This is a genomic window from Iningainema tapete BLCC-T55 (genome assembly GCF_014698965.1).
Taxonomy (GTDB): domain Bacteria; phylum Cyanobacteriota; class Cyanobacteriia; order Cyanobacteriales; family Nostocaceae; genus Iningainema; species Iningainema tapete.
Genome location: NZ_JACXAE010000008.1, coordinates 23,176 through 33,781 on the forward strand (window position 1 = coordinate 23,176; position 10,606 = coordinate 33,781).

The window sequence follows — 10,606 nt, forward strand, 5'->3', positions numbered from 1 at the left end:
ATTAGAATTAGAGAGACGCTACTATGCTGACCAAAATATTGACTGGGGAATTGTAACAGAAAAAGAAATTCCCAGGCTTTTAGCTCTTAATGTCGAGTGGATTCATTCTGCCTACTCCTTAGAAGCAACCAGTGAAATGGATGTTGAAGAACTGCGAACGCTCTCAATTATTTTGAAATCAAGGCTTCAAAAAAGTAGTGCTACTATTAACAAAGTGACCTCGGCTTTAGACCGAGAAATGAATATAGAAGCTGGCACATCACTAATGCTCTTTAAGCATCTGCTCGCCATCAAAGAAATAGTAATGGATCTGGTGTCAACCAAAATATCCGGCTGTCTTGACGTTCAAGCAATTAAACAAATTATTTTTAATTAATAAAGCAGTGATTTTTTTGAAATGAATGATGATTTATTTGTCAACGAGCTTATAGAATGGATTGACTCGCAGGCGACCAATTTGATTGAGAGGGTTCTCTGGATTGATTCTGGTTATAACATTGCCTTTGTTTTTGACATAAATGCCTTGAAAGGATTTCCCGAACCGAGAAAAGTCTCAGATCTAAGAGTTGCGATTTCCAGCGGACAAGCATTGAAGCTGAAACAAGATTCTTGGGCAAGGCATTTGAGTGATGAAGATTTGACATCAGCAGAAAAAGACTATAGAGAAAATGCTTGGTCAATAATTTCATCCCTCGTTGAAAAAGAACCGGACATATACTATCGCTCCTCACGCGGTTCCCTCGTCAAGAGGGTTGTTGAACAATACAATTCGGGCATTCGTGAAACTAAATTAGTAGAAAAAACAGTTTATGAATACTTGAGAAGATTTTGGCAGAGGGGGAAAAATAAAAATGCACTTTTACCTGACTATTCAAATTGCGGTGGTCAGGGAAAGCCGAAGGGATATGGAGAAAAAAAAAGAGGAAGACCGAGAAAATATGCCGACGAACCAGAAATTGGTGTGGGGGTCAATGTGACAGATTCTGATAAGAAAATTTTTAGGATTTCCATAGCTAAATTCTACAACAACCCCAAACAGAACTCTTTGAGGACTACTTATAAATTAATGATTAAGGAGTATTATTCATCAGATATTCTCTACGATGACTCTGGTGTGAAAAAATCAATATTAATTCCGACCGAACTTCGACCTACATTTACTCAGTTTAAATATTGGTATGAAGTAGAACTGAGGGATATCAAAAAGACCATTACAGAGCGTAAGGGAGCTAAAAGATTTGCTCTAGGGCATAGAGCAATTATAGGAACATCGAAGATGGAAACCATTGGACCTGGTTCTCGATACCAGATTGATGCCACAATTGCTGATGTATATTTAGTTTCCAAATACAATCGCAACTGGATTATTGGCAGACCAGTAATTTATGTAATTATTGACGTTTTTAGCCGGATGATAGTGGGTGTTTATGTTGGTTTAGAGGGTCCTTCTTGGACAGGAGCAATGATGGCTCTAGCCAATGCAGCCACAGATAAAGTACAGTTTTGTCAGGAATACGGCATTAAGATGGACGATACGGAATGGCCTTGCTGCCATATGCCAGATGCCATTTTGGGCGACCGGGGTGAACTAGCTTTCTATGGCGGTAGAGACATTAATCCCTAATCTCAATGTGAGGATTGAAAATGCTGCTCCCTATCGAGCTGATTGGAAGGGATTAGTAGAGAGGTACTTCCGTACCATTCATGGGCATGTCAAGCCATTTTTACCCGGTTATATAGACACAGACTTTAAGCTCAGAGGAGGGCGAGACTATCGTCTTGATAGCAGGGTTGATCTAGACCAATTCACTGAAATTATTATCCATTTAATTCGCTATCACAACAATCATCACTACCTGGCTAATTATGACAGGGAAGAGATGATGATAACTGATCTGGTAAATCCCATACCCATAGAATTGTGGAAGTGGGGAATAGAAAATCGTTCTGGTAGACTCAGGACTTTTCCTGAAGATATTGTCAAGCTAAATTTGATGCCAAATAATAAAGCGACCATCACTGCTCGCGGCATTAAGTTTAAGGGAATGTACTACAGTTGTGATAAGGCATTAAAAGAGTACTGGTTTGAGAAGGCAAGAAGCAATCTGCTCTCCAAGTCTGATAAATCATTAGATATTTCTTACGACCCAAGGAAACTAAACTTTATCTATGTCCGCTCTCCTGATGGTAGGAATTTTGAAAAGTGCTTTCTTTTAGACCACCAAGAGCGATACTCTAATAAAAATATACATGACATTGAATATCTGCTCGCTTATGAAGAGCGACTTCATCAAAAAAGTCAAGGCAATGAACTTCAAGCTTGTGTTGACTTAATTGCTGACATCGAAAGTGTAGTCAGTAGATCTGAGAAATTAGCTGAGGTAGCTGTTGATGATAGGGTAAGTAATAGCCAAAAAGTAGCTGGTATTAGAGAAAACAGAGCGGACGAGAAGGCTAAACGACGCTTAACCGAGGGATTTGAGTTAGCTCCGACAGAAATTCCAAACATGAAGAAAGTTGTTCAGTGCGAACATGCTGAGGGAGCTACGCCAAAAGAACTGCAACCTGACTATTTGGAGCTTCTTAAAAAGAAGCGCCAGGAGCGCAAAGATGAACACAGAGAATGAGTGGGAATGGGTTAAAATTCCCAACGGTGAATGGGCTGCTGTTGCTAAATACAGAGACCACAAGTTGCCTGAGTATAATACTAATCCAATAATTCGCTCCCTTCCCCCTATTCTTTCTAGAGAGAAGTTTGTTGATTTGGTGACAAGACTTCCCCCGTCCAAATCGTCAGAGAGAGAACTAGAAGCTCAGTACAGATTTCATTGTATTGAACGACTATCGAGATATTTTGACCCACTGAATAAAACCGTCGATTTACAGCAGGTAGTTTGCGTATTAATTATGCAAGGTTATCTGAGGCGGAATCCTTTGCAACCGGAATATGCACTACGTAGCGGGCAAATTTATCAAGCGGTACTCTCTGGAGGAGGCTTTAATTTAGAGGAGTATGTAGATGTTCCCACGTCGGCGTCCGGGCTGACGATAATTGGTCCGTCTGGAATAGGCAAGACAACCAATCTCCTGAATATCCTCTCTCTGTATCCCCAGGTGATTGTCCATCCAGCTCATAGTGTTTACCAAATTGTCTGGTTGAAAATTGACTGTCCCCATGCAGGTTCTTTGAAGGGTTTGTGTATTGATTTCTTCAGAGCAGTTGACAAATTGCTTGGCACTAACAACTTTCAAAAATTTGGGGTCAAACGCAACTCTGAAGATTATATGCTAGCTCAAGTTGCCCAAATTGCCCACACCCAACATTTAGGAGTTTTAGTTATCGATGAAATGCAAAATTTAGCGGCGGCGAGAAGAAGTAGCTCCGAAATGTTGAATTTTTTGGTGAAAATGGACAACACTATTGGAGTTCCGGTGATTCGCGTTGGTACAAACGAGGCTTTCCCAATTCTTCAAGGCAATTTTAGAAATGCTAGAAGAGGTGTGGGAGAAGGAGGAGTAATTTGGGATAGGATGGAAAACAATCGGGAATGGAACTTCTTTATAGAAGGGATGTGGGAGTTCCAGTGGACAAAAGAATATGTTCCTTTGACTGAAAAGATTAGCTCGGCTCTATATTATGAGAGCCAAGGGATTATTGATATCGTCATTAAACTCTATAAGATGGTACAATGGAGAGCTATTGCTCTAGGGAGTGAGGTAATTACTGTTGACCTGATTCACGCCTGTGCTGCTGATGGACTGCATCTAGTCAAACCAATGTTAGATGCTATTAGGTCAGGGGATGAGAAGTGGATGATGAAGTACAAAGATATTGCTCCCCTTGACACAACTCTGTACCGCAACAAGTGCTTAGACTCTCTTGAAGCTCGAGACTTAGAAGAAGTTCGTAGATTAGCACGCTCATCACAGAGTATGGGGAATATATCAGCAAAAGAGCGCCATGTGATTATTGAGCTGATTAACTTGGATGTTCCGCCTGCTTCGGCTAAGAATTGTGCCGAAAAAGTTGTAGCTTCTCATGGGGAGGATGCAGATTATAAAATGTTAATTAAAGAGGCTTATAAACTAGCTTTACAGGGTGGAGATGTCTCAACAGAGCAGGGTAAGCCTCGGGAACGAAAAACAAAACTTCAACCAAAATATAAGGATAATGATATCCGATTAGGAGTTGAAAATGCCAAGAAAAATCAAACTCCGGTTTGTGAGGAATTGAAAGCAGTGGGAATTATTAAAGATCCACTCCAGGATTTTTTATTGTAGTAGGTAGTAGAGATGCTCGGCTTTTTCCCCACACCTTACCCAGATGAAATTCTCTGTAGTGTATTTGCACGTTATCACATTAGAAGTGGTAATATTAAGCCAGAAGAAACGTTGCTTGAATTGTTCAATTCCCGCCATATTACAGTTAGGACTGACTTACCCTATAACTTGGCTTCTTTAATTGAAAATCTACCACTGCTCTCTCCATACACAGTAGAAGGTCTAATCCAAAAACATACGCTGTACCCCATATATGCTGTCTTTATGCCAGACAGAAACTCAGCTATACTGAGGTACATGAAAGGAGAATTGGGGACATATATTTATAGGGGAACAGCAAGCTCGGTTCATATGCCGAGATATTTTAAGTTTTGTCCCTTGTGTCTCTTTGAAGACTTGCATACATTTGGCGAGGCATACTGGCATCGACTTCACCAAACACCTGGTGTTCTTGTCTGCCTAATTCATAATGTTGCTTTGAGTGATAGCATAGCACCTACCTGGGGTAATAACTGGCATAGAGTTGGTGTTGCCAGTTTGGAGAACTGTCCAATGGCGCATAGTCAGGAAAACTACAGTGAGTCCACACTTGAGAAGTTACTGCTGCTTGCTTCAGATATCGAGTGGTTAATGACCCGTGACCTCAAATTGCTTCCAAGTAAGGAATTAGATTGGTTTCATATACAATACATAGCTAATTTGACAAGGAGGGGTTTAGCTACTTCATCCCGTCGGGTAGATGAGACAGGTTTACGTCAGAAATTGTTGTCCTTCTACGGGAGCGAGTTTCTTGAAGTCCTTGGTATAGATGTAAGCTACGATAACCGTTTCCTATTTGACATTTTCCAGTTGCATATAGAGGCTTTTGACCCGGTGATGCATCTGCTGATGATTAGATTTCTGACCAATTCACTTGCTAAATTTTTTGCTGGTAAATCGAAGTATAAACCTTTTGGTAATGGTCCTTGGCTTTGTCTAAATCCTGCTTGCGAACACTATCTCAAACCAGTAGTCACTAAGTTGGTGATGCATTCAAAAAGTGATACAAAGCCGCTATATTCTTACATAGAAAATCCTATAGGTACTTTTGAGTGTAATTGCGGGTTTAAATATAGTAAAAGTGGTGCAGACACAACTGAAGTTGATAAGTTTCGATTTGAAAGAATCGTGGCATTTGGTCAATTATGGGAACAAAAGTATTTGGAATGCTCAGATGCTGACCGACGGAATTTTCAGTCAACTGCGTACAGACTCAGTGTCAATTATGGCAAGAGTCCGACTAATATGTTGCGTAAGCTGGAAGCCTTGTGGAAGTCTTTGAATAGCAGTATATGAACAAACTGCGGTTAATAAGACCCTATATTGTTGAACTTTTTTATTCAGCTTTTGGGACTTTGCAGGCTCATATATTGGTAGACTGAACCCAAAGTTACCAGTTATTGTTTAACTTTATTTTTCTGGGAGCTGTGATGGATAATGAAAAATTAAGGGTTTTAGCTCCTGAAATTGTTGAACTTTATTATGCTATTACAAGATGCTCATAGTCCTTACTGTGGAAAATACTCAGCTGTCGAGCGTGCAATTCAATTTGGTGTGCGTAGGTCCAAGGGATGGGATATGGGGTTAGGATTAGACCAAATATTGGCAGGCATTGATCGAAGGCATCACCTCGTGGTGTCTGCCTTTTTGTTGTCAAACATCTCACACTTTAGTGTAAGTCACCCTGACTTTCAACACTTTAGTGTGAATACTTTAGTGTTATAATGAATTCTAACGAGCAACAAGAACCAACGTTGAAAACTTTAAGGGAAAGTCAACAACTGACTCAAGAAGAACTAAGTCGCCGTTTAAATTTGAGTTTTCGTACTATTGGCGATTGGGAAACTGGGAAGAAAATCCCGCGACTTGATAATGCGGTTGCTTTAGCTCGTGAACTGAGCGTCTCCCTGAAAACTCTTGCTAGAGCCTTTCGCCTAAAAGTCGATGGTATTCCTGATGATGAGTAAGCGAAAAAGCTTTAAATAACCAACTGCTAGAATCTAATATTGGTTTGCTGGTTCCGATGGCGGAGCGGGCGTGCAGAATTAGACTTCATGTTTAGGCGTTGGGGATTAAGAAGAAACAGGAGTGAGCTACATAGTAAATAACTTGCACCTTAAGGATGAAGTAGTGAAACGTGACTCCATTTATTACCAAATATTTAAGCGTTTTCCTGGGTTACTTTTTGAACTGGTTGATAACCCTCCAATAGAAGCGCAGAACTATCGATTTGAATCGGTTGAAGTGAAGGAAACCGCTCTCCGTATTGATGGTGTCTTTTTACCTCCAGAGGGTACAACATCCAAAGTTATCTTTTTTGCTGAAGTTCAATTTCAGAGGGACGAAGCCCTGTACTATCGGTTCTTTACAGAATCGATGATGTATTTGAACCGAAATCGTTTTCAGTACGATGACTGGTATTGTGTGGTAATTTTTCCAACACGAGCCTTGGAACCGAGCGATAAAAAAACCCATAGAATATATCTTAACAGCGACCAAGTGCTAAGAATTTATCTAGATGAGTTGGGCGCTCCCAATCAGCAGCCAATAGGCATCAACTTGATGCAGCTGACTCTAGCATCGGATGAAGCGATGGCGGAGCAAGCTAAGCAATTAATTGAGCGAGTAGAATTAGAAGAAACAGGCACACTACCGAAAAATGAAATCATAGATATTATAACCACAATCGCAGTTTATAAGTTTTCGTCTTTGAGTAGAGAGGAAGTAGAAGCTATGCTAGGACTGACTTTAGAGCAAACAAGGGTTTATCAGGAAGCGAAAGCCGAGGGGCGCTCTGAAATGTTGAGAGCAGCGGTGCCTCTGTTACTAAAAACAGGTATGACTGTGGAGCAGATTGCTCAACAACTTAATGTTGATGTGGAAACTGTCCTCAAAGCCGCAGAGCAAAGCGCGTAGGATGAGCTACAAAGACTGAGAACGCCAAACCTTTTTTAAAAAGGCGATCGCCGTTGGTCGCTTTTTATGAGATATCAAGTATAAAGTCACTCGGCTTTTTAATTTGGGTTCAGCCAGTTTTCTACTTTTAAATTGGGTACACGAGAAAATTCACGGACATTGTTCGTAATTACGGTTAAATTTAGATTTAGTGCATGAGCAGCAATTAATAAATCATTACTACTTATGGGGGTTCCTTGACTTTCTAAATAAGTACGAATTTTTGCGTAATGATAATCTACATTGCTTGTTAATGATAATACAGGAATCATGTCTAAAGCCAAGGAAATGCGCTCTTTCAATCTAGGTGAATTCTTTTTTTCTGCACCAAATTGGAGTTCACAAGCAACAATAATACTGGTGCAAATTTTGTCTTCTCCAACTTCTCGAATTTTAGAAAAAATTTTACCTGTTGGATGCCTAATGAAGTCCGATAGTGTGTTGGTATCGAGTAAGTAAGAGTAATACATTTTAAAGTTCAATGTCATCTAACGGTAATAGTCCTTCGTCAACATCGGGAAATTCTTCCTCAATATCATCAAGGTTGGCGAAAACTTCCAGGAGAGATTTTTTCTTGTAGGGTTCTATGATAAGTTTTCCGTCTTCTTGTCGGATAATAACGAATGTAGTTGATAAAGATAATTCTTGGGGAATGGGTAAGGTTTGAATATTGCCTTGTTGAATGAGTTTAACGTGATATTCGGTAGACATTGTAATTCTCCTTAAGTGCGATATATAGTTAATTGGGTTTAATCGCTTTCCTGATAAAATATACAAATACGTGAATATTCAAGCATCTCCGAATAATGTAGAGACGTTCCATGAAACTCAAGACAAGAATTGCGGAATTGAGAACAGAGACTGTGTTGTAACAAGTAAATAGCATCTTTGAGTATATTTATTTAATTTTCTCTAAAAAATAATCTTATGATGATATGGTTTCTCAACAACTTTCTTATGGTAACAACTCCGATGTCAAGACTATTTTAATTTTGGCAGCTAATCCGACAAATACATCTCGGCTCAGGCTGGATAAAGAAGTCAAGGAAATTGATGAAGGATTGCGAAGAGCGTCTGGGCGAGAGCAGTTTAGGTTAGAACAGAAGTGGGCAGTGAGTCAGCGTGATTTCTACCGCGCTATTTTAGATTATCAACCCCAGATTGTTCACTTTAGTGGGCATGGTACAGGTAGTAATGGTATTGTCTTAGAGGATGAAACTGAGCAGCCAGTGGAAGTTAACGCTGATGCATTGGCAAGTATGTTCAAGCTATTTGCCACAAAGGGAGTGGAGTGTGTACTTCTCAATGCCTGCTACAGTGAAGTGCAAGCAAAAGCGATTAGCCAACATGTTAACTATGTGATTGGCATGAGCCAAGCAGTTGGAGATAAAGCAGCAATAGAATTTTCTGTAGCATTTTATGATGCAATAGCCGCTGAAGAACAGGTAGAATTTGCTTATGAATTAGGTTGCTCTGTTTTGATGAAATATTTAGAGCAGCAAACACCAGTTTTATTTAAAAAAGAGCAAGTTAGTGTTATTCCAAGCCTTCCAGAAGTAGAGATTATTCCACCCAACCCATATCAAGGATTAGCTGCATTTGGAGAAAAAGATGCAGCTTTCTTTTTTGGCAGGGAAACGTTTGTCAATGGTTTGGTAGAAGCAGTTAAACAACAGCCCTTGGTAGGAGTGATTGGTCCTTCTGGTAGTGGAAAATCCTCTATAGTGTATGCTGGGCTATTTCCCCAACTGCGGATGACAGAAAATTGGGTGATTGAATCATTTCGTCCTGGAGACAAACCATTCTATAATCTAGCATCTGCGTTAGTTCGTCAATTAGTACCAGGAGTTGATGATATTCAACAATTGCGATCTGCGGCTGGATTAGATAAAAATATACAGCAGGGTGTGGTTACTTTGGGGCAGATAATATCTCGGATTATAGAACGTAACCCTGGTAAACGTCTGCTGCTGTTTGTCGATCAATTTGAAGAACTCTACACTCTTTGTCAGAAGGAAGAACAAGAACGCTTTGCTGATTTATTGCTCGAAGCTATTCATCAGAATAGTTTAACATTGGTTTTCACTTTACGGGCTGATTTCTACGGTTTTGTTCTTGCCTATCGTCCTTTACGAGATGCGTTGCAGCAATTTACACCACAACTATTAAGTGCAATGAATCGAGAGGAACTACTTCAAGCAATTGAACAACCAGCGCAGAAGATAGAAGTACAATTAGAACCACAATTGTCGCAACGAATTTTAGATGATGTTGGTAATGAACCAGGGAATCTGCCATTATTAGAATTTGCTATGACTCGACTTTGGTCATTACAGCAAAACCGTACACTCACTCATCAAGCATACCAAGAAATTGGCGGTGTGAAAAAAGCGCTAGCAAATCATGCTGAGCAAGTTTACCAAAAGTTGAGTGAAACAGAAAAAAAAGCGGCACAGCGCATCTTTGTGCAATTGGTGCGCCCAGGGGAAGGAACAGAAGATACTCGTCGCATCGCTGCTAGGAAAGAAGTAGGAGATGAGAATTGGAAATTGGTAAGTGATTTAGCAGGATACACAGCCCGTTTGGTTGTCACTGGGCATGATGAGAAATCTGGGGAAGATACAGTGGAAGTTGTCCATGAAGCCTTAATTCGCGAATGGCTAACTCTACGAGAGTGGATGAAAAAAGACCGTTTGTTTCGAGCTTGGCAAGAACGGTTAAGGGATATTATACATCAGTGGGAAGAAACAAAACGAGATGATGGGGTATTGTTGCGTGGTGTGCCGTTGTCAGAGGCAGAAGAAAAATTGAAGCAACGTCGTGAGGAGTTAAGTACACCAGAGCAAGATTTTATTCAATTAAGTATTGATTTGAGGGAGCGCCAGCTTCGAGAAGAGAAAGCCCGTAGACGAAGGGGAATTATTGGCGTTTCAGGGGCAGCATTGACGATTATGGCGACATTGGGGGGGACAGCTTGGTATCAGTCGAAACAAGCAGAACTCAACTCTGATATAGCTGAGCACTACTCAAAAGCGTTTATTGATGCTGCGACGGGAAACAAGAAAGGCGCATTAGAAAGTTTTGATCAAGCAGTGGAACTAAATCCTAACTATGCTATTAACTATTTTGCCCGAGGGATTGTCCGTAATGACTTGGGAGACAAAAAAGGGGCAATAGAAGATTACAACCAAGCCTTGCGCCTCAATCCTAACTATGATCAAGCCTACGGCAACCGAGGGAATGCCCGTAGAGACTTGGGAAATAAAAAAGGAGCAATAGAAGATTACAACCAAGTGTTGCGCCTCAACCCTAACGATGCTTTAGCCTACTA

At 40.4% G+C, this 10,606-nt stretch carries 11 protein-coding genes; 9 read left to right on the forward strand and 2 right to left on the reverse strand.

What is annotated here, in order from left to right; translation table 11 throughout:
• Positions 1-100: 100 nt before the first annotated feature.
• The 8 genes from ICL16_RS45150 to ICL16_RS00840 all read left to right on the forward strand — a co-directional run bounded on the left by ICL16_RS45150 (position 101) and on the right by ICL16_RS00840 (position 7,236).
• Positions 101-376, forward strand: a complete 276-nt coding sequence (locus tag ICL16_RS45150) for a TnsA endonuclease C-terminal domain-containing protein (RefSeq protein ID WP_337906879.1) — start codon at positions 101-103, stop codon at positions 374-376.
• A gap of 21 nt (positions 377-397) precedes the next feature.
• Entirely contained in the window at positions 398-1,624 is a 1,227-nt protein-coding gene (locus tag ICL16_RS45155; protein WP_238360530.1) for a DDE-type integrase/transposase/recombinase, read from the forward strand.
• Positions 1,599-2,627, forward strand: coding sequence for a Mu transposase C-terminal domain-containing protein (locus tag ICL16_RS45160; RefSeq protein WP_238360531.1), 1,029 nt, complete (start codon positions 1,599-1,601; stop codon positions 2,625-2,627). Before ICL16_RS45155 ends, ICL16_RS45160 begins: the two co-directional genes overlap by 26 nt.
• Positions 2,611-4,281, forward strand: coding sequence for an ATP-binding protein (locus tag ICL16_RS00820; protein WP_190825001.1), 1,671 nt, complete (start codon positions 2,611-2,613; stop codon positions 4,279-4,281). Before ICL16_RS45160 ends, ICL16_RS00820 begins: the two co-directional genes overlap by 17 nt.
• Positions 4,282-4,293: 12 nt before the next feature.
• A complete protein-coding gene (locus ICL16_RS00825; RefSeq protein WP_190825002.1) occupies positions 4,294-5,616 on the forward strand; it encodes a TnsD family Tn7-like transposition protein in 1,323 nt (440 codons plus the stop codon).
• A gap of 186 nt (positions 5,617-5,802) precedes the next feature.
• On the forward strand, positions 5,803-6,045 hold the full coding sequence (locus ICL16_RS00830) for a hypothetical protein (protein ID WP_190825003.1): 243 nt from the start codon (positions 5,803-5,805) through the stop codon (positions 6,043-6,045).
• The gene (locus tag ICL16_RS00835; RefSeq protein ID WP_190825004.1) at positions 6,045-6,287 is read left to right on the forward strand and encodes a helix-turn-helix domain-containing protein; all 243 of its coding nucleotides are present in this window, start codon (positions 6,045-6,047) and stop codon (positions 6,285-6,287) included. The genes ICL16_RS00830 and ICL16_RS00835 overlap by 1 nt, the downstream gene beginning before the upstream one ends.
• A gap of 163 nt (positions 6,288-6,450) precedes the next feature.
• Positions 6,451-7,236, forward strand: coding sequence for an Rpn family recombination-promoting nuclease/putative transposase (locus ICL16_RS00840; RefSeq protein ID WP_190825005.1), 786 nt, complete (start codon positions 6,451-6,453; stop codon positions 7,234-7,236).
• 98 nt (positions 7,237-7,334) lie between these two features.
• Here the strand turns inward: ICL16_RS00840 and ICL16_RS00845 are convergent, their stop codons facing one another.
• Both ICL16_RS00845 and ICL16_RS00850 read right to left on the reverse strand, forming a co-directional pair.
• Positions 7,335-7,745, reverse strand: coding sequence for a type II toxin-antitoxin system VapC family toxin (locus ICL16_RS00845; protein WP_190825006.1), 411 nt, complete (start codon positions 7,743-7,745; stop codon positions 7,335-7,337).
• Position 7,746: 1 nt separating this feature from the next.
• Complete coding sequence (locus ICL16_RS00850) at positions 7,747-7,986, reverse strand: antitoxin (protein ID WP_190825007.1); 240 nt, start codon at positions 7,984-7,986, stop codon at positions 7,747-7,749.
• 224 nt (positions 7,987-8,210) lie between these two features.
• Between ICL16_RS00850 and ICL16_RS44740 the strand changes: the two genes are divergently transcribed.
• A partial coding sequence (locus ICL16_RS44740; protein ID WP_238360532.1) for an nSTAND1 domain-containing NTPase occupies positions 8,211-10,606 on the forward strand: 2,396 nt, incomplete at its 3' end.